The sequence below is a fragment of the Pseudomonas sp. P1_A1 genome (genome assembly GCF_056406935.1).
The window spans coordinates 74,660-91,742 of the sequence record NZ_JBFTZE010000007.1; the positions used below are offsets into that span (position 1 = coordinate 74,660).

Genomic DNA, 17,083 nt, shown 5'->3' on the forward strand with positions numbered 1-17,083 from the left:
GCGCTTTGGCGCTGCTTTCCGATAAACAGCCCGACCATCAGGGTTCCAGGTTGAACAGCGCCGCGCCGCTGGTCATGTCGAACGGAGCCGACCAGTGTTCGTGGACGATCTGCCAGAGCCCCGCTTCCTGCCGATAGCACGCGGTGACGCGCATCCAGCAAGCCTGGGTTTTACCCTTTTCATTGGTGCCGCCGCAATGCGCCAGCCAGTGAGCGAAAGCGATCTCCTGCGACGGCACGACGTTGATTTCATGGAACTCGAAAATGTGCGGGCCGGGGCACATCTCCAGGCATTCCTGCCAATGCGCACGGTAGGCCGCCTTGCCCTTGAATTGCAGGGCTTTGACGGCATCGAAGGAGACGATGTCGTCGGCGTACAGGGCCATGACCTTTTCCACATCCTTGGCGATGACCGCCTGGCGGTAGTTCTCGATCAAGTTATGGATGTGTGTCTGAGCGTTCATGAGGGTTCTCCACGTTTTTTGTTGAAGACACCTTTAGTCGTCTGGCGAAAAGCCAAATCGACAACCGAAATAAAAATAATCCATGGAGGCAAACTCGCTAGAATCCGAGGCTCATTTCCGTTGGAAAAAGGACACTCCAGTGACAGCCCGACTCGTGCCTTACGAAAGCCTGAACGCCTTGCAGCGCCAACAGGTCGAGGCCATCGAAATCCACGCCGAACAAATCAGATTCTCCGGCGACATCCACGGTGCATTGCACACCTTGCTGTCCAAACCGGGCCCTGGCGTCAAAGGCTTTGCCCTGCTGGCCGAAGAGGTTCCGGTGGCCTTCCTGCTGCTCAAGCGCCCGCCGGTGCTGCCGGCCTGGGCCGACGAACACAGCGCCACCCTGCACGCCCTGCAAGTCGATCACCGCGCCCAGGGCAAAGGTTATGGCAAAGCCTGCCTGCAAGCCCTGCCCGAGGTTGCACGCCAGGCCTGGCCAGAGATCAAAGGGCTGGAGTTGTCGGTGGATGCCGACAATGAATCGGCCATCGCGCTGTATGCCAAATACGGTTTTGTCGACAGCGGCGAAGCGTACAAGGGCCGGATCGGTTATGAACGGCGGATGGGGCTGGTTTTCTGATTCGTGGAGGGATAAACGGATGTTGAACTCAATCGAAGCGCTGGAAGCGATCTACGGCCTGCCCCATGACCGCGCGGTACGCAAACAGATCCCCTTTCTGAACGAGGACTATCAGGCGATGGTCCGCGCCTCGTCGCTGGTGATCATCAGCTCGGTCGGCCCCGACGGCATGGACGGCTCACCGCGCGGCGATACGCCGGGTTTTGTGCGGATCATCGATGAGCGCACGCTGGCGATCCCGGATCGCCCCGGCAACAACCGCATCGACACGCTGCGCAATGTCGTGCTCGATTCGCGGGTATCGCTGCTGTTCATCATTCCGGGAATTGGCGAGACGTTGCGGGTCAACGGCACAGCGCAGATCAGCGCCGAGCCGGCATTGCTGGAGAGTTTTGCCGTCAATGGCAAACCGGCGCGCACGGTAATGCTGGTGACGGTGGAAGCGGCGTATTTCCATTGTTCGAAAGCGATTGTGCGTTCGGATTTGTGGAACCCCGAGCGCTACCTCGACCGCTCTGCCCTGCGGACCGCCGGCGCGTTTCACAAACGGCTGAACGATGGGCAGTTCGATGCCGAGAGGTATGACCGGGAAGCGCCGGYGAGAGTGCGTGACACCCTCTACTGACAAACACCGCCCCCTGTAGGAGCTGCCGCAGGCTGCGATCTTTTGACTTTGCTTTTTAAAAACAAGATCAAAAGATCGCAGCCTGCGGCAGCTACAGGGATCGTGTTTACAGGTCCAGAATCATCTCATGCCACGCCATCCCGCCATGGTCGGACGCTGAAGGCTGGATGTAGGCAAAACCAAATCCGGCATAGAGCGCAATGTGCTGCTCTTTGCCGACTGCTGGCGCATTTCACAAACGGCTAAACGATGGACAGTTCGATGCCGAAACGTATGACCGGGAAACACCGGCGAGAGTGCGCGATAGTCTCTACTGACACAACGCCCCAACTTTACTCCTACAGGCCCTCAGCCGATGACCTGTAGGAATAATCTCTCAAAGAAAAAAGAAGTTTCTCTCATAGATTGAATACCTGGACTTCAATGCATGTAAGGCACTTCTGATTTTTTGTATAAATATTGACGACCTGCCCATGTAGACACTAGGGTTTTAGCACATGAGTGCTATTACCTCTGAGCTGTGAGGTGGACCCAAGTAAAACACTTGCCCCTTATTTCTTTGGAGTGCGGCCTCTCAGATTTATAAAAATGTCCCGAGTTATATTCTCGCCATTGCGCAGGGAGTAACAGGTAATGACCACACTCGTAAAAATCTCGCAGTCAAAAATCTCCGATAATGAGATTTCCATACTAGATGGAAGAATTTCAATTCCGAAAGACTATCTACGCGAAAGAGCTTTTTTAGAAAGCACAAGCGTCCTAGTTGTTTCAGGTTCTTTAATCGAGGGAATTGGAACCATTCACTCCGATATCGATTGCATTATTCTGTGCGATCAACGACCCAAAGCAAACAACATTAAAAATAGCGAACACGCATTAGTTACGGATATAAATTATCACTACATTACCCAAGACGAGGAAGTTCATAACACAACAGATTTTTACGGTGACACCAGCATCCACATTGATGCTGACTACATAACATTCTCCGAACTGGAAGACATTATTACCAAGATTGAGAAAGCATTTGAGGAAATTACTTATGACCAGCGTTTCCTCTATGGCCCAGTGCTATCAAACACAGAGAACAATGTCATCCATAGATCATTAATTGGGCACGCATTGGAGAACGAGGAAAAATTCAATCGACTGAAATCCGAGATACCTCTGGAGAAGCATATTTATGTAGCTCACCGTGAAAAGCTTCCCGTATTTTACGCGTTTCAGGATGTTCAAGGTTGCTGGCAGTCGGGAAACCTTTGGATGGGTTGTGAGATTGCTCGGGATATGATGTTAAAGACGACGATGAGCTTTACCTACTTAACTGGCACAACAAACAAGCACTACAAGTGGGTTTATTCAAACATGTTCAGAGTTAATGGATTTGATGAAATAAAAAATAGATTCTTTGCCTTGGCCAGACAGGGTGCGGTCACAGAGGCTGAATGTCGTTCATACATTCAAGAAACGCTGAAATATATGGACCTGGTATTTTTGTCAATTGAAGGACTGCTAAAAAAATCAAAAATTTACCCATCTACGCAAAAGTCTCTTGCAGCACTGGATAAAGAGTTTAACAAACGCAAACAAACCAAACACAAAATATCGATGTGTGAATACTACTTCAGGAAAAAATATTTTGCTGCGGAAGGAACTCCATCTTTAATCAGCCTACTCAAAGAATGGGATTGAGAAGAGCGGCTTACAAGCACGGCCAATACTTCAATATCTCTCAGGCCTTCTTTTTAGAAAAGCACGGGTGACCAAATATGGAAATTACCCGAATAGCCATTCCGTTGATATTTTCCAGACTAGGGGAGATGACTGCATCACTACTTTATTTTTCATTTATTGGACACTTTATAGTTGATTCACTTAGTCATGCCTCACTCGCATGGGCATTAATTTCTTTTCTAACAGTAGTAGGTATTGGCTTTTTTTCAACATCACTGGTGAAAGTAGCTGGATCTACCAATCTAAATTCAAACGGTATTGAACTCGATTTAATTATTTCATTTAGGCTTGCATTTTCCCTTGGGGCAATTATTGTTTTCGCAATAATTATACTTAGTGCTAGCCTATCAAGATCGCTTACAAACGACGGTGATCTAGAAGGACTTAAAGCACTACTAGCCCTCTCACTCTCTATTCCCGCCTTGTACTTACAGATAGTTATCTTCAATTTTTTCAACGCCATTAAAAAAGCTAGATACGAGCTGATATATACATAGCTATTCAATACTGCCCTTGTTTTAGTCTGTACATTTTTTGCTTCAACGAAATCGAACGCAAATATAACCTATTTCATACTCGCATATTCTGGCTTAAGGTATTTTTTTGCTGGCCTTGCATTCGCCTTTTTTAACTTACAAATTCATCAATACATCTCCCAATTCCGGCACTCACGAAACATCCCGACCATAGCATATGTTAATTACTTTATTGGCGGTCTCCCAATGGCACTATGTTTTGGCGGTGAAAGCCTGCTATTTTTTATGCTCTCTCTTATCTCAAAAAGCTTAGACGATACAAGCTTATCGGCATATCAGGCATCGCTCCATTTTTTAAGCATCGTATACATGGTTTCAATCGGAGCGGGAAATGCTACAGGGATAGTAGTCGCACGACACTACGGCCTAAAGGATTTCCACTCATTGAGTACAACCTACAACCAAGGGATAAAGCTCGGACTATTTATATTAACCCCATTTTTATTAATTTGTCTTTTCTTAAATAAAGATATATCAGCACTCTATACATCCGATGCACTGACAAGAAGATTGATTGAGGACAATATTCTGATCTCAATCCCATTTTTAATATTTGAATACATTTATGTTGTGACTCGAATGACATTAAGAAGCATGGGAGATTTCTGGGTCCCCACGTTATTTACCATATCGTTACTCAACATTCTCGGCTTAACTCTCTCTATCGGATTGATATCATTTTATAACTATAGCGTTAACTCCATATTTGTAGCCCTGGTGGCTTGTTCGCTTCTTCTAATGTTGCTTCTACTTTGGCGCCTAAGAAGCATCTTAAAAAAACACAATCCACAAACAACTAGCAGAGCATTAAATTAGACAAAACATAGTATAAAACCAAATGCTTTAGTGCACTATCGTGAGGACTCAACTATGAATCACGCAAACCCCTTATCGTATTCGCAAAATCAGCGCACCAAATCTATAACTATTATTAGCGAATATCATGGCTGGCGAACATTGAGTGGAGTACAAACAAGCGACTATTACACCTATCGCAATGCCATACTCAATGGCTGCCATCTTCAAAGAGCTTCTTTCGATCTTCGACACCCTGAAGAAATGATTTGTGATCTGAGCAACCTCGATCCAATTTATAACGGCATGTCCGGTGAGGACATTGTGCACATATAGAATTACTTAAACTTAAGCACAAGTAAAATCAAGTTCGACGAGATACGCAGAATTAAAGGAGATGGGCTATCGCCAGAAATAGCTATTTCTGGCCCGTCAAAATCACACCTTGGCAACTTGAAAAGCTCACTTATTAGCCAGGCATTTGCTCACCTACGTCGTGACGCATTTCCAATTCCTATGAAAGGAGCAATTCGAGGCATTACTAATAGCAGATTACTTATAAGCACAAGTAACGAAACCATGGAATTCCATAATAGGTTCTGCGCTTTCTATAGCAAATATATATCCCATGAACATTGGGATAGCAGCTCCACTCTCAACACGAGATATGTTTACGAGGACCATGCAATTTGGCCCCAAATAGAGAAAATAGCAAAAAACAAACTATTTTTATTGTCGGCTGGTTTACCGCTTGCCCTTGGCTATTTGGCGGCAACCGGAGATCATAATATTTTCTTTTCAGAAGTTCATCGGCAAAACGATTCTAGCCTGCTGAGTAGAGATAACGCTTTTCAAGATATTTTCCCTACCCCCACTGCATCGAACGAACCATGGTTGGTTATAGATAAAGCCTATACCGGAGGTAGTCTCAGGCAGGCGGCAAACATGATTAGAAAAAAGTTTGGTTATAATGTCGAAGTCAAAACTGTAGCGCTATTCCCAAAATCACTCAGTGCCTTTATGAGCGCGGATTACGCTGTTTATGCTGGAAAGCTATTTGAAGTCAAGTCTTACGCCTCCCGATTAGACAGGGATCGCTGGCATATACAATTAATAATGGAATAATAAATATGAGACCATTATTTAGGCGCGAACACGTTCCCGAGTTAGAAAAGTGCCTCTACGAGGCTAGAAAACAATTACGGCGTTATTGGGCGGGAACTCTGGTTTGTTTACCAGACTCCAACACAGAAAACAAATGCTGGAACAACTCGCAAACCCAGCATGACTTAGACTGCCAGAGAATATTATATGACTGCCTTTCTAATATCACCATGCGAATCACGATATATTCTGAAGAAAACACTTCAACAGTCACATATGGTGATATTGGAGATTTCTACCTGCTTATAGACCCTCTAGATGGAACACACAACGCAGTTTTAGGTTTTCCTACTTACACATCTAGCGTGGCACTTTACCATGAAGGCGTCTATGTATTTGGCTGGATTTATGATATCTCAAGAGATTTAGTATATACCGCCGCACTAGGTGAGGGAGCCTACCTTCAGTCGTCGATCATTGTAAAAAGACTTCAGCCTCGTAAAGTTAACCGCATAGAAGACATGCATATTTCTTTCCTTCGCCCCAAAGAGCACAGAGAAAAAACTATAATTGAGAGGCTCATATGGACAGCAAGTAAAGTCCGCGTCTACTCATGTTCCTCATTGGAAATTTGCCTTATTGCTGCCGGAGTTCTTGATGCCTTTATTGATATAGATATACCAGGACACGAACGTAGTTGCGACATTGCCGCTGCAGAGTTGATTTTAAGAGAAGCAGGAGGTGCACTATTTGATAGGACAGGCCACCCTAGACTCTCCCTATCTCCGTCGTCGGCTTCTCTTTCAGACAACGGCACTTTGATTGCTTTGTCCTCCGCGGAGTTGATACGACTTATCTTGTAGTGCTGGGTTAACTTAACTGGAGATAAAGCATGCTAGTCGAAACTGTAAGCTTGAAACTTGAATTACTGTGCAACGGGGTTAGCTTTACTAGAGAGTTTCTAGAATATTATCAGGCTCGAACAGATCATATTGAAAAAAGGCGAGCTTATGGAACAGGTGACAGCATTGTTCTTAACTCTAGCACTCGCACTCCGCAAGAAATTATTCTTGATGGGCAGATTATTGCTGCCGCAAATTACAATCCAGACTCAGACTACCGCATAGCCTTAGAGCAAGAAATTCCTGTGATCAAACATGGAAATAGAACTGTGAGAATTACATTTCCAAGCAGGCCTAGATCTTATGGAAAGTATCTGAGCAATGGCTCGCTACTTGAGCAGCACATAACCGCATATGGAAATTCGACACTCGGAATATTTTCCCCAGGCCATTGTTACTACTTCAATGATGGTAATGAATGCAAATTCTGCTCTTTGGGATCAGCAAGAGAAACCCTATCTGATCATAAAATGCGAATAAAGGGCGATGTGGCGGGCGAAGCAGTAGCTATAGCCATCAAGGAAGAAGACGGTCGGTACAAGAGGGTGCTATTGAACGGCGGTACGATTCCAAACTATGACAAAGGATACTCAATACATATGGACCTACTGGAACGGGTAAAAAAACACAAACTTGAAAAGTAGTTTGGAGTATCACTTAATTTCTATGCCCCCTAAGGATTTTCGTCTTTTTGATCGATTCAAGAAAATTGGCAACAATATGTCAATGAGCCTTGAGGTATTCAACCCAGATCTATTTTCAGAAGTTTGCCCAGGGAAAGCTCGTGATTATACCCGCGAACGTTTTCTTGCAGCTTTCGAAGCCGCCGTGGATGTTTTAGGTCGTGGCAATGTATATGCAGGATTTGTCGCCGGAATGGAACCATTAGAGTCAATTATTGAAGGCATCGAGTATTTTGGAGATATGGGGGTGGTACCTGCTGTTGCTGCATTTCACCCTGACGCTGGCTCTCAATACTCTAACAGGCAGCGCCCCTCAGTAGACTTCCTGATGAAACTTGGAATAAAAATGTCGGAAATATATCGCAGAGAAGGGTTTCAGCCATTAATTGAGGGAAGCGGTAGAAACTCGTTAGATACCGAAGCCTATTTGGAGGGATTCGCATGAGCAATCCATCTAAGCAAGCTATATTTATCGCATTTGAAGGCACTGACGGTGCAGGAAAATCTACAATTGCAAGGGCAACATATGACAAGGTTTATGAGTCCTATTCCGAATTAAATTATATAGATAAAAATCGGCCGCCTGTATCATCAGGGTATACGGAGTTTCATATGTCGCGCATACGTGAAATCCTTTGGGATTACCCGGACAATGCCCCTCTTGACCAATTAGGCGACAGTCATTGGATAAGTTTAATCGCCGCTTGGTTTCAAGCCACAGATTATGCCGCCATCAGGCCATTAATAAACTCTGGAGTTAGCTGCATCGCAGATGGTTGGTATTACAAATACCTAGCACGTTTTTTACTCAAAGATAAAAATTTGGCTGAAGAAGCATTAGGAATATTTTCAACAATTAGAAAACCTGATGCCGTCATTTTTTTAGATATCGACCCAGTTCTTGCAGCCAAAAGAAAAGGATCTTTTCGCCTTAGCGAGAGCGGGGCCTATGATGGTGGCAATGAAGATCGACTTAAAAGTTTTATCGCGTATCAAAATCGAGTTCGATCCAGCTACGAGCTATGTGGTTTGGCAAATTGGGTGAGGATCGATACGACTGACCTTAGTGAAGAAGCTGTACTTGATAGGGCGGTGAGCGCGGTACAAAACATACTCAGCAAAATATAGAGCACAGCAGACTTTGTGATGATGGAAGCAGCGTATTTCCATTGTTCGAAAGCGATTGTGCGTTCGGATTTGTGGAATCCTGAGAACTTCCTCGACCGCTCTGCCCTGCCGACGGCGGGGGCGTTTCACAAACGGCTGAACGATGGGCAGTTCGATGCCGAGGCGTATGACCGGGAAGCACCGACGAGAGTGCGCGATAGCCTCTATTAGAAGATCGATCGTTCCCACGCTCTGCGTGGGAATGCAGCCAGGGACGCTCTGCGTCCCAAGAGCGGACGCGGAGCGTCCATTGAGGCGTTCCCACGCAGAGCGTGGGAACGATCAATCAAGGCTTACAGGTCCAAGATCATCTCATGCCACGCCATCCCGCCATGGTCGGACGCCGAAGGCTTGATGTAGACAAACCCAAACCCGGCATACAGCGCAATGTGCCGCTCTTTGCACATCAAGTGGATGCTGGCCTTGTTCAATGCGCGCATGCGCTGGATGAATTCACCCATCAAGCGTTTCGCCAGGCCTTGCCCCTGATAATCCGGATGCACCACCACCGACATAATCACCACGTGCGGGCCGGCGGGGTCGTGGCCGATCAGTTCCTTGAACGCCTCATCCGACATTTCCACCTCGAACGCCGCACCGGAATTGACGAAACCGGCTACAACGCCATCCACTTCGGCAACGATGAAGCCCTCGGGCCAGGTGGCGATGCGGGTGGCGATTTTCTCGCGGGTGGCGGCTTCGTCGCCTTCGTAGGCAACGGTTTCGATGGCGTAGCAGCGGTCCAGGTCAGCGGGAATGACGTGGCGGATGACGGTGTTCATGGCAGCTCGGAATCGGCGGGGGAAAGGCTGGGATCATAAATTAATAAGGCGTTGATATCGATCAGAGAGGCGGATCGCCGATCCGCCGCTCGACCCGTTCATTACGCTTTGATCGGCAGCCAGATTTCCAGCACGCCGGTGTTGAGCTTCGGGTTGAAGTCTTCGCTGTAGCGTTCGAACTCCGGAGCGTCCGCAGCTTCATGACCGGATTTTGGCAACCAGGTTTTCCAGATGTACTGAAAGGTCTGGGGCAAGGTATCCAACGAGCCCTTGTGTTCGAAGACTGCATACTTCTGAGGCTGAACTTCGATCCAGCGGTACTTCTCGGGCAGGTCGTCGAGCTTGCTGATCTCGACGCCGGCGATGTATTCGAAACCGCCCTTACCATCCGGATTGCAGCAGATGCCGTAGGTTATTTCGCTTTTCTGACCGGGAATTTTGCCGATCTCGGGAATGAATTTCTCCCATAGGTCGGGGATCGCTTTGGTCGTGTCCGCAGTAAATCGTCCGCCAAGCCCCGCTATGAGCATGAAGTGCCCGTTTTCAAAGCGTGGTTCAGCCATTTCGACTTGTTTTTGTCCATCCATGACTCGACTCCTGAAGTAGGTTCGGCTGGGAGTATAGAAGCCAAACCCGATTCGCCCAGTCAGAGCCCCGGAAGCTGCCCGGCGGTGGGCGCCCCAACAAACTCGTTGTAACCCGATAGAATCACGTAGACCGCGAAATAGCAGAAGATCGCGGCCGATGCCATGTAGGAATAACGCAACAGTTTGTCACCGAGCAACTTGCCGCCATGGCTCGCCGCGAAGCACAGCGTGACGCACCAGAGAATTCCCGCGCAGAGAAATCCACCGAGAAACAACGCCGAACTGAGGGTGCCGCCGCCACCGGAACGGGCAATCAGGGTGCCCCCCACCGCGGCGAACCAGAGAATCGCACTGGGCGACGACATGGCGAGGAAAATCCCCCGCAAGAACTCTTTGCGATGGGAGTTGTGGCCAACGTCGGCGGTCTCGGCCAATACGGCACTGTGGTAGATCGCCGAATGAATCATCTTCGCCGCGAAGTACAGCAGCAACGCCGACCCACCGATCCACAACACCCAACGTACGGTTTCGTATTGCAGCAATACGGTCATGCCGGCCAGGGCCAGCACCGCGTAAATCAGGTCGCCGACACAGGTCCCCAGCCCCAGGGCAAAGCCCTGGAAATAGCCGCGCTGCATCGCCAGGGTGATCATCGCGATATTGGCCACGCCGATGTCCAGACACAGTGAAAGGCTGAGCAGGAAGCCACTGGTAAATTCCATCAACCCGTTTCCTTCGGCAAAAATTGTTTACGTAGAGGCTGGACAGTTTGCCATACCTGCCCTTACATTCCGCCACAGGCCACCGCAGTGGCCAGCGTCGCTCGGACGGTTCCGGGCGCTTACGTTATTCGAGGCAACAATGGCCGAACAAGGTTCGCCGCGCCGCTTTGCGCGCATAGATCGACTCCCCCCTTACGTTTTCAACATCACTGCCGAACTGAAGATGGCCGCCCGTCGTCGTGGCGAAGACATCATCGACTTGAGCATGGGCAACCCCGACGGCGCCACGCCGCCGCACATCGTCGAAAAACTGGTCACCGTCGCCCAGCGCGAAGACACCCACGGCTACTCCACGTCCAAAGGGATTCCGCGCCTGCGTCGGGCGATTTCCAATTGGTACAAGGATCGCTACCAGGTTGATATCGACCCGGAAAACGAAGCCATCGTCACCATCGGTTCCAAGGAAGGCCTGGCGCATTTGATGCTGGCCACCCTCGACCAGGGCGACACCGTGCTGGTGCCAAACCCGAGCTACCCGATTCACATCTACGGTGCGGTGATTGCCGGTGCCCAGGTGCGGTCGGTGCCGCTGATCCCTGGCGTGGATTTCTTCGCCGAGCTGGAACGGGCGATTCGCGGTTCGATCCCGAAACCGAAGATGATGATCCTGGGCTTTCCGTCCAACCCCACCGCCCAGTGCGTGGAGCTGGATTTCTTCGAACGGGTGATCGCCCTCGCCAAACAGTACGACGTTCTGGTGGTGCACGACCTGGCCTACGCCGACATCGTCTACGACGGCTGGAAAGCCCCGTCGATCATGCAAGTGCCCGGCGCCAAGGACATCGCGGTGGAGTTTTTCACCCTGTCCAAGAGTTACAACATGGCGGGCTGGCGCATCGGCTTCATGGTCGGCAACCCGGAACTGGTCAACGCTCTGGCGCGGATCAAGAGCTACCACGACTACGGCACCTTCACCCCGCTGCAGGTCGCGGCCATTGCGGCGCTGGAAGGCGATCAGCAATGCGTCAAAGACATCGCCGAGCAGTATCGGCAACGTCGTAACGTATTGGTCAAAGGCCTGCATGAATTGGGCTGGATGGTCGAGAACCCGAAGGCGTCGATGTACGTCTGGGCCAAGATTCCCGAGGCGTATGCACACCTGGGCTCGCTGGAATTCGCCAAGAAACTGCTGGCCGAGGCCAAGGTCTGCGTCTCGCCGGGTGTCGGGTTTGGTGAGTACGGGGACGATCATGTGCGCTTCGCGCTGATCGAAAACCAGGACCGGATTCGTCAGGCCGTACGCGGAATTCGCGGGATGTTCCGGGCGGATGGGTTAGTCACCAAATAATCCCTCTGTTGATCGTTCCCACGCAGAGCGGGGAGCGATCATCACAGTAGCCCCACAAAAAAACCGCATCGCTGCGGTTTTTTTGTGCCTGCCAAATGTGTTTAGACGAACAACGACAACAGCAGAATAAAGCCCAGGCCCACTACGGACAGGATGGTTTCCATCGCGGTCCAGGTCTTGAAGGTTTCCGCCACGGTCATGTTGAAGTACTGCTTAACCAGCCAGAAACCGGCGTCGTTGACGTGGGACAGGATCAACGAACCGGCACCGGTGGCCAGCACCAGCAGCTCACGGTTCACACCCGGAATCATCCCCACTACCGGCACCACGATGCCAGCGCCAGTGATGGTCGCCACGGTTGCCGAACCGGTCGCGATACGAATCACCGCGGCCACCAGCCAGGCCAGCAGGATCGGCGAGATCTGTGCAGCCACCGCCATGTGACCGATCACGTCACCCACACCGCTGGTCACCAGCATCTGCTTGAAGCCACCACCGGCACCGATGATCAGGATGATCGCGGCGGTCGGCGCAAGGCTCGAGTCCAGCCATTTGAGCATCTGTTGCGAACCGATGCCCTGCTTGTAGCCGAAGGTGTACAGCGACAGCAGCAATGCCAGCAGCAGCGCCGAGATCGGGTGACCGATCAGGTCCATGAAGGTGCGGAAAAAGTTGCCATCCGGCAGCACCACATCGGCAAAGGTCTTGAGCAGCATCAGGAACACGGGCGACAGCACGGTGATCAAGGTAATGCCGAAGCTTGGCAGATCGCCTGCATCCTCATCGCGCACCAGTTGATCCACCAGTTCCTGATTCGGATGACCGGGAATGTACTTGGCAATGAACGTACCGTAGATCGGACCGGCGATGATGGCCGTTGGCAGCGCAACGATCAGGCCGTAGAGAATGGTTTTACCGATGTCGGCACCGAACACGCCGATCGCCAGCAACGGCCCCGGGTGCGGAGGAACCAGACCGTGCACGGCGGACAGACCGGCCAGCAGCGGGATACCGATCTTGATGATCGACACGCCGGTACGACGGGCGACGATGAACACCAGCGGGATCAGCAGCACGAAGCCGATTTCGAAGAACAGCGGGATGCCGACCAGGAAGGCCGCGAACATCATGGCCCACTGCACCTTGTCCTTGCCGAAGGCCCGAATCAGCGTCTGGGCGATCTGATCCGCCCCGCCGGACTCGGCCATCATTTTGCCGAGCATGGTGCCCAGCGCCAGAATGATCCCGACGAAACCGAGAACGCCACCGAAACCGTCCTGGAACGCCTTGATGATGGTGCCGATCGGCATGCCGGAGGTCAGCCCGAGGAACGCGGCGGCGATGATCAATGCAATGAACGGGTGAAACTTGAATTTGGTGATCAGGAAAATCAAGCCGATCACCGTGACCACTGCATCGAGCAGCAGAAACGTCTCGTGGGACATGCCAAACATGGGGGGTGTCTCCTGTTTGTTGTTGTTATTAAAGCGATTAATCAGAAGCCGTCAGGACAGCGCTATCTCTTGGAGCAAAACTCAACTGGCGAGTTTCAGGCCGTGATCGAGCCACCAGCGGTGGGCCTGAGCGGCCAATTCGTCGACGCTGTGGCTCGAAGCGTCCAGAGCCAGGGTCAGGGGCTCACCGACGGGCGATTCAAGGGTGGCGAACTGGCTGTCGATCAAGGTCGACGGCATAAAGTGGCCCGGCCGATGGGAGACACGATCGGCGGCGACTTCAGGGGTCAGCTCAAGGAACACAAAGCCCAGGCCCGGCAAGGCACTGCGCAAGCGTTCACGGTAACTGTGTTTGAGGGCCGAACAGGTCAGCACCGGGCGCTCGCCACGGGCGTCGACGCGGCGCAGTTCATCGCACAGGCTGTCGAGCCAGCCGGCACGGTCTTCGTCGTTCAGGGGGATACCCGCGCTCATCTTTTCGATATTGGCGGCAGGGTGGAAAGTGTCGCCTTCAATGGCGGTTGCGCCGCTGAGCTGGCACAGGGCCTGGCTGACGCACGTCTTGCCGCAACCGGCAACGCCCATGATGACCAGGGCGGTGATGGGATGATTCATGTAACACCTCAGCGCGCAGACAGCGCTACCTTTGCCAGGTAAAACTCTAGTGCAAAAGCAGATGTTGCCGACGCCTTCTTGTCATTTTTGTGGGTTGCAGCATGTTCGTTCTCGATGCCGAAAAGCGAGGATCAGGCAAACCCCGCTCACGCATTTGCAGCTGCATCGAGACAGCGCTACCTTAGTGCCTTGAATTTTGTTTGGCAAGCCGTCCGATGAATACCCCTAAAAACGATAAAAATACACGCACCACTGGCCGTCCTACCCTCAACGAAGTCGCACGCCTGGCCGGTGTCAGCCCGATTACCGCCTCCCGCGCCCTGCGTGGCGTCAGCACGGTGGCCACCGAACTGGTGGAAAAAGTCCAGAAGGCCGCCCTTGAACTGAACTACGTGGTCAACCCCGCCGCACGCGCCCTGGCCTCGGCCCAGAGCCATTCCGTCGTGGTGTTGGTGCCGTCGCTGTCCAACTTGCTGTTCATCGACACGCTGGAAGCCATTCATCAGGTTTTGCGACCAAAGGGCTTCGAAGTGCTGATCGGTAACTTCCATTACTCGCGCGAAGAAGAAGAAAACCTGCTGCGCAACTACATGGCTTATCAGCCTCGCGGCTTGCTGCTGACCGGCTTCGACCGCACCGAAAGTTCGCGGCGGATGATCGAGGCCAGCAACATTCCCTGCGTCTACATGATGGAACTGGACAGCGCGGCCGGGCTCAATTGCGTCGGTTTTTCGCAACTGGCCGCCGGCGAAACGGCGGCCGAGCATTTGCTTTCCCGTGGTCGTAAACGCCTGGCCTACATCGGTGCGCAACTGGACCAGCGCACGCTGCTGCGCGGCGAAGGTTTCCGCCGGGCGCTGCAAAAAGCCGGGCGCTATGACCCGGATCTGGAAGTGTTGACGCCACGGGCCTCATCGGTCGGCCTCGGTGGCGAACTGTTCCTGCAACTGCTGGCCGCGCATCCGGACCTCGATGCGATCTTCTTCGGTAACGACGACCTGGCCCAGGGCGCATTGCTCGAAGCCCTGCGCTGCGGCATCAAGATCCCCGAACAAGTGGCGATTCTCGGCTTCAACGACTTGCCCATGTCCGAACACATGGTCCCGCGCCTGAGCAGCATCAACACGCCGCGCGAAGCCATTGGCCGTCGTTCGGCGGAGTTGATGCTGACCTTGATGGCCGGCAACTCGGTAGCCAAACCGGTGCAGGACATGGGGTTTGAATTGAAGGTGCGCGAGAGTACTTGATACGCAATCGTCCCTTTGCTCGTGCTAGATTCCCGGCACCTGCAACAGCAAACGGAGAAGCTCAATGGGACATGCGCTGAAGATTTTGGGTCGGGCCTCGTCAATCAACGTCAGAAAGGTCCTGTGGACCTGCGACGAACTGGGCGTTTCCTACGAACGGGAAGACTGGGGCAGCGGTTTTGCCCCGACCCAGAGTCCGGAGTTTCTCCAGCTCAACCCTAACGCACAGGTGCCGGTGCTCATCGACGAAGCCGGCGTGCTGTGGGAGTCCAACACCATCTGCCGCTATCTGGCCGGCAAATACCAAAACACCGATCTGTTGCCCATCGAGCCGGCGGCGCGGGCTCGCGTGGAACAGTGGATGGACTGGCAAGCCACCGAACTCAATCCGTCCTGGGGCTACGCCTTTTTTGCGCTGGTGCGGCAATTGCCGAACTTCCAGGATCCGCAGCGGATCGCCGATGGCGTTCGCGGCTGGAACGCGAAAATGGGCATCCTCGAACAGCAACTCGCGTCGACCGGAGCGTATGTCGCCGGACCTCGGTTCACCCTGGCCGATATCCTTATCGGCTTATCGGTCAACCGCTGGCGGATGACCCCGATGGAACGCCCGGACTATCCCGCCGTCGACGCCTATTGCCAACGACTGGCGCTGCGACCGGGGTTCATGGCACACGCCTGTAATGGCGTGCCTTGATTTCAGGGCGCCCCCCGGCTATCCGTAGCAGCTGGCGAAGCCTGCGTTCGGCAGCTGCTACAAAGAGGGCATCGTGGCTTGACTCGCCGAATCGTCAGGCGATAACGGACGGTCGGCAAGCATTCCCAACAGCGCCTGCACTGCTGCCGAAGGTTCTTTATCAGGCGCAACCACCAAGGCAAACTCCCGATCGATGCGCGGCGTCACCGGCACTATCCGCAAGCCTTGGCGATTAGTCGGCAGGGTCATTTCCGGTACCAGGGTCACACCGATGTTCTCCCGCACCAGGGTGAACGCACTGCTCCACTCACGCACCTCGGCCCGCACATCCAGCAGTTGCAACCCGGCATCGGCCGCCAGGCTGCGGGCATTGGTCGAACACCCGCCCGTGGCCAGCACAAAGGGTTGCTCCGCCAGTTCCGCCAGTGAGACGCCCTCTTCATTCGAGCGGCGCGCCAAAGGATGGCCACCGGGCAGCACCGCCACCCAGGCATCACGTCCCAAACGCCCGGCATTGCGCGCGGGCGCCGGGTTCAACGCCACGCCGACATCCACCAGCCCGGCACTGAGCAACGTTTCCACTTCATCGTCGCTGACCTCCAGCGCCACCACTTGAATGCCGGGATACAGCCGATTGAACTGGCGCAGCAGTGGCGGCAGAAAGGTCGCCAGCACCAAAGGAAAACTGGCCAGACGAATCGTCCCGCGCTGGATGCCTTTAGCGGCGTCGACGGTGCTGCGAATATTTTCCAGGGCACCGAGCATGGTTCGCGCCTGTTCGATCACCGACAAGCCAATGGCGGTTGGCAATGTCTGGCGGTTTTCCCGGCTGAACAGCTGAACGTCCAGGGTTTCTTCGATCAAGGCCAGTGCCTGGCTGGCACCCGATTGAGTCATACCGACCCGCTCAGCGGCGCGGGTAATGTTGCCGGTATCGGCCACCGCCACCACCATTCGCCAATGCATCAGGTTCATCATGACAGTAGCTTTCCTAATG

General features: G+C 52.4%; 20 protein-coding genes and 3 pseudogenes. 15 read left to right on the forward strand and 8 right to left on the reverse strand.

Translation table 11 applies throughout. The features are described from left to right. Positions 1 to 37: 37 nt before the first annotated feature. Entirely contained in the window at positions 38 to 463 is a 426-nt protein-coding gene (locus tag AC1D2Q_RS12510) for a YybH family protein (protein ID WP_477813376.1), read from the reverse strand. 139 nt (positions 464 to 602) lie between these two features. Here AC1D2Q_RS12510 and AC1D2Q_RS12515 point away from each other — a divergent pair, with 139 nt between their 5' ends. Beyond that, positions 603 to 1,088 carry a GNAT family N-acetyltransferase gene (locus AC1D2Q_RS12515; protein ID WP_028939395.1) on the forward strand — a complete coding sequence of 162 codons (486 nt, stop codon included), beginning with the start codon at positions 603 to 605 and terminating at the stop codon, positions 1,086 to 1,088. Between the two features lie 19 nt (positions 1,089 to 1,107). Next, positions 1,108 to 1,713, forward strand: a complete 606-nt coding sequence (locus tag AC1D2Q_RS12520) for a pyridoxamine 5'-phosphate oxidase family protein (protein WP_477813377.1) — start codon at positions 1,108 to 1,110, stop codon at positions 1,711 to 1,713. Between the two features lie 106 nt (positions 1,714 to 1,819). On the opposite strand, the pseudogene AC1D2Q_RS12525 reads toward AC1D2Q_RS12520, so the two are convergent. Beyond that, a pseudogene (locus tag AC1D2Q_RS12525) lies at positions 1,820 to 1,927 on the reverse strand (GNAT family N-acetyltransferase); the annotation flags it as partial. On the opposite strand from AC1D2Q_RS12525, the pseudogene AC1D2Q_RS12530 reads away from it, so the two are divergent. The 10 genes and pseudogenes from AC1D2Q_RS12530 to AC1D2Q_RS12575 all read left to right on the forward strand — a co-directional run. After that, positions 1,923 to 2,030: pseudogene (locus AC1D2Q_RS12530) on the forward strand (pyridoxamine 5'-phosphate oxidase family protein); the annotation flags it as partial. The pseudogenes AC1D2Q_RS12525 and AC1D2Q_RS12530 overlap by 5 nt on opposite strands. A 316-nt stretch (positions 2,031 to 2,346) precedes the next feature. Further along, complete coding sequence (locus AC1D2Q_RS12535; RefSeq protein ID WP_477813378.1) at positions 2,347 to 3,405, forward strand: hypothetical protein; 1,059 nt, start codon at positions 2,347 to 2,349, stop codon at positions 3,403 to 3,405. A 77-nt stretch (positions 3,406 to 3,482) separates the two neighbouring features. After that, complete coding sequence (locus AC1D2Q_RS12540; protein ID WP_477813379.1) at positions 3,483 to 3,944, forward strand: MATE family efflux transporter; 462 nt, start codon at positions 3,483 to 3,485, stop codon at positions 3,942 to 3,944. Between the two features lie 225 nt (positions 3,945 to 4,169). Beyond that, positions 4,170 to 4,799, forward strand: coding sequence for an MATE family efflux transporter (locus AC1D2Q_RS12545; protein WP_477813380.1), 630 nt, complete (start codon positions 4,170 to 4,172; stop codon positions 4,797 to 4,799). A gap of 558 nt (positions 4,800 to 5,357) precedes the next feature. Continuing rightward, entirely contained in the window at positions 5,358 to 5,903 is a 546-nt protein-coding gene (locus AC1D2Q_RS12550; protein WP_477813381.1) for a hypothetical protein, read from the forward strand. Between the two features lie 5 nt (positions 5,904 to 5,908). Beyond that, positions 5,909 to 6,745: an inositol monophosphatase family protein gene (locus AC1D2Q_RS12555; protein WP_477813382.1), complete on the forward strand. Its 837-nt coding sequence runs from the start codon at positions 5,909 to 5,911 to the stop codon at positions 6,743 to 6,745. A 29-nt stretch (positions 6,746 to 6,774) separates the two neighbouring features. After that, complete coding sequence (locus tag AC1D2Q_RS12560) at positions 6,775 to 7,428, forward strand: radical SAM protein (protein ID WP_477813383.1); 654 nt, start codon at positions 6,775 to 6,777, stop codon at positions 7,426 to 7,428. After that, positions 7,418 to 7,912: a radical SAM protein gene (locus tag AC1D2Q_RS12565; RefSeq protein WP_477813384.1), complete on the forward strand. Its 495-nt coding sequence runs from the start codon at positions 7,418 to 7,420 to the stop codon at positions 7,910 to 7,912. The genes AC1D2Q_RS12560 and AC1D2Q_RS12565 overlap by 11 nt, the downstream gene beginning before the upstream one ends. Next, positions 7,909 to 8,595, forward strand: a complete 687-nt coding sequence (locus tag AC1D2Q_RS12570; protein ID WP_477813385.1) for a dTMP kinase — start codon at positions 7,909 to 7,911, stop codon at positions 8,593 to 8,595. The genes AC1D2Q_RS12565 and AC1D2Q_RS12570 overlap by 4 nt, the downstream gene beginning before the upstream one ends. A gap of 15 nt (positions 8,596 to 8,610) precedes the next feature. After that, positions 8,611 to 8,805, forward strand: a pseudogene (locus AC1D2Q_RS12575) (pyridoxamine 5'-phosphate oxidase family protein); the annotation flags it as partial. A 122-nt stretch (positions 8,806 to 8,927) separates the two neighbouring features. Here AC1D2Q_RS12575 and AC1D2Q_RS12580 read toward each other — a convergent pair. From AC1D2Q_RS12580 to AC1D2Q_RS12590, 3 genes are all read right to left on the reverse strand, one after another. Next, complete coding sequence (locus AC1D2Q_RS12580) at positions 8,928 to 9,416, reverse strand: GNAT family N-acetyltransferase (RefSeq protein WP_019581440.1); 489 nt, start codon at positions 9,414 to 9,416, stop codon at positions 8,928 to 8,930. A 101-nt stretch (positions 9,417 to 9,517) separates the two neighbouring features. Next, positions 9,518 to 10,003: a GyrI-like domain-containing protein gene (locus AC1D2Q_RS12585; RefSeq protein WP_477813386.1), complete on the reverse strand. Its 486-nt coding sequence runs from the start codon at positions 10,001 to 10,003 to the stop codon at positions 9,518 to 9,520. Between the two features lie 59 nt (positions 10,004 to 10,062). Beyond that, positions 10,063 to 10,725, reverse strand: a complete 663-nt coding sequence (locus tag AC1D2Q_RS12590; RefSeq protein ID WP_018926436.1) for a LysE family translocator — start codon at positions 10,723 to 10,725, stop codon at positions 10,063 to 10,065. Between the two features lie 139 nt (positions 10,726 to 10,864). On the opposite strand from AC1D2Q_RS12590, the gene alaC reads away from it, so the two are divergent. After that, a complete protein-coding gene (alaC, locus tag AC1D2Q_RS12595) occupies positions 10,865 to 12,073 on the forward strand; it encodes an alanine transaminase (protein ID WP_019581443.1) in 1,209 nt (402 codons plus the stop codon). 101 nt (positions 12,074 to 12,174) lie between these two features. Here the strand turns inward: alaC and AC1D2Q_RS12600 are convergent, their stop codons facing one another. Together AC1D2Q_RS12600 and AC1D2Q_RS12605 are read right to left on the reverse strand one after the other, a co-directional pair. Then, the gene (locus AC1D2Q_RS12600; protein WP_477813387.1) at positions 12,175 to 13,527 is read right to left on the reverse strand and encodes a GntP family permease; all 1,353 of its coding nucleotides are present in this window, start codon (positions 13,525 to 13,527) and stop codon (positions 12,175 to 12,177) included. Between the two features lie 81 nt (positions 13,528 to 13,608). After that, entirely contained in the window at positions 13,609 to 14,142 is a 534-nt protein-coding gene (locus AC1D2Q_RS12605) for a gluconokinase (protein WP_428635294.1), read from the reverse strand. 215 nt (positions 14,143 to 14,357) lie between these two features. Between AC1D2Q_RS12605 and gntR the strand changes: the two genes are divergently transcribed. Continuing rightward, entirely contained in the window at positions 14,358 to 15,389 is a 1,032-nt protein-coding gene (gene gntR / locus AC1D2Q_RS12610; RefSeq protein ID WP_477813388.1) for an HTH-type transcriptional regulator GntR, read from the forward strand. Between the two features lie 64 nt (positions 15,390 to 15,453). Next, the gene (locus tag AC1D2Q_RS12615) at positions 15,454 to 16,086 is read left to right on the forward strand and encodes a glutathione S-transferase family protein (protein WP_477813389.1); all 633 of its coding nucleotides are present in this window, start codon (positions 15,454 to 15,456) and stop codon (positions 16,084 to 16,086) included. A 57-nt stretch (positions 16,087 to 16,143) separates the two neighbouring features. On the opposite strand, the gene AC1D2Q_RS12620 is transcribed toward AC1D2Q_RS12615, so the two are convergent. Continuing rightward, positions 16,144 to 17,064 (reverse strand): LysR family transcriptional regulator, encoded by a 921-nt coding sequence (locus AC1D2Q_RS12620; RefSeq protein ID WP_477813390.1) that lies wholly within the window; start codon positions 17,062 to 17,064, stop codon positions 16,144 to 16,146. Positions 17,065 to 17,083 lie beyond the last annotated feature (19 nt).

Bases quoted from the DNA above. Each gene is read 5' to 3' on its own strand.
- AC1D2Q_RS12510 (WP_477813376.1), bottom strand. From the start codon at position 463: ATGAACGCTCAGACACACATCCATAACTTGATCGAGAACTACCGCCAG.
- AC1D2Q_RS12535 (WP_477813378.1), top strand. From the start codon at position 2,347: ATGACCACACTCGTAAAAATCTCGCAGTCAAAAATCTCCGATAATGAG.
- AC1D2Q_RS12540 (WP_477813379.1), top strand. From the start codon at position 3,483: ATGGAAATTACCCGAATAGCCATTCCGTTGATATTTTCCAGACTAGGG.
- AC1D2Q_RS12545 (WP_477813380.1), top strand. From the start codon at position 4,170: ATGGCACTATGTTTTGGCGGTGAAAGCCTGCTATTTTTTATGCTCTCT.
- AC1D2Q_RS12550 (WP_477813381.1), top strand. From the start codon at position 5,358: ATGGAATTCCATAATAGGTTCTGCGCTTTCTATAGCAAATATATATCC.
- AC1D2Q_RS12555 (WP_477813382.1), top strand. From the start codon at position 5,909: ATGAGACCATTATTTAGGCGCGAACACGTTCCCGAGTTAGAAAAGTGC.
- AC1D2Q_RS12560 (WP_477813383.1), top strand. From the start codon at position 6,775: ATGCTAGTCGAAACTGTAAGCTTGAAACTTGAATTACTGTGCAACGGG.
- AC1D2Q_RS12570 (WP_477813385.1), top strand. From the start codon at position 7,909: ATGAGCAATCCATCTAAGCAAGCTATATTTATCGCATTTGAAGGCACT.
- AC1D2Q_RS12580 (WP_019581440.1), bottom strand. From the start codon at position 9,416: ATGAACACCGTCATCCGCCACGTCATTCCCGCTGACCTGGACCGCTGC.
- AC1D2Q_RS12585 (WP_477813386.1), bottom strand. From the start codon at position 10,003: ATGGATGGACAAAAACAAGTCGAAATGGCTGAACCACGCTTTGAAAAC.
- AC1D2Q_RS12590 (WP_018926436.1), bottom strand. From the start codon at position 10,725: ATGGAATTTACCAGTGGCTTCCTGCTCAGCCTTTCACTGTGTCTGGAC.
- alaC (WP_019581443.1), top strand. From the start codon at position 10,865: ATGGCCGAACAAGGTTCGCCGCGCCGCTTTGCGCGCATAGATCGACTC.
- AC1D2Q_RS12600 (WP_477813387.1), bottom strand. From the start codon at position 13,527: ATGTTTGGCATGTCCCACGAGACGTTTCTGCTGCTCGATGCAGTGGTC.
- AC1D2Q_RS12605 (WP_428635294.1), bottom strand. From the start codon at position 14,142: ATGAATCATCCCATCACCGCCCTGGTCATCATGGGCGTTGCCGGTTGC.
- gntR (WP_477813388.1), top strand. From the start codon at position 14,358: ATGAATACCCCTAAAAACGATAAAAATACACGCACCACTGGCCGTCCT.
- AC1D2Q_RS12615 (WP_477813389.1), top strand. From the start codon at position 15,454: ATGGGACATGCGCTGAAGATTTTGGGTCGGGCCTCGTCAATCAACGTC.
- AC1D2Q_RS12620 (WP_477813390.1), bottom strand. From the start codon at position 17,064: ATGATGAACCTGATGCATTGGCGAATGGTGGTGGCGGTGGCCGATACC.